Annotated in this window: 1 protein-coding gene; it reads left to right on the plus strand. The window is 67.1% G+C overall.

Annotated features, from left to right (window positions below; all coding sequences use genetic code 11):
- Positions 1 to 112: 112 nt before the first annotated feature.
- The coding region (locus ADL25_RS13065) for a GTP cyclohydrolase II (protein WP_059127875.1) at positions 113 to 648 on the plus strand (536 nt) is incomplete at its 3' end.

The following is a 648-nucleotide window of genomic DNA, read 5'->3' on the forward strand; positions in this document are numbered from 1 at the left end:
CGGCCGCGTCTCCCGTCGGCGACGACCCAGCAGTGTCCGCAGTTCCCGAACCGCTCATTTTTTCACGGCCTTTCGTCTCGTACCGCCTGCGCTTACCAGATAGGAACAGATCATGACAGACATTGACGGCGTGCTCGGCGGGAATGCCCACCCCTCGGGAGTCACCCGAATCGCCAACGCCCCCACCGGGGTCACCCGAGTCGTGAACGCCCCCCTGCCCACCAAATACGGTGATTTCCAGGCCGTCGGCTATCTCGATCACGACCGTGGCGAGGAACAAGTGGCGCTGGTGTACGGCGACATCGAGGAGGAGGGGATGCTGGTCCGCCTCCATTCGGAGTGCCTGACCGGTGACGCCTTCGGGTCGACGCACTGCGAGTGCGGCCCCCAACTCTCCACCGCTCTGCGGGAGATCGTGGCCGAGGGCCGGGGCATCGTCGTCTATCTGCGCGGCCACGAGGGCCGCGGCATCGGCCTGCTCGGGAAGTTGCGCGCGATGAAGCTCCAGTCCGAGGGCCTGGACACGGTGGAGGCGAACCTCGCCCTGGGCCTGCCGGTGGATGCGCGCGACTACCAGGTGGCGGCGGAGATCCTCCACGATCTCGGGGTGCGGTCGGTGCGTCTGCTCTCCAACAACCCGCGCAAGCG

The organism is Streptomyces sp. NRRL F-5122, assembly GCF_001507435.1.
Lineage (GTDB): Bacteria > Actinomycetota > Actinomycetes > Streptomycetales > Streptomycetaceae > Streptomyces > Streptomyces lannensis.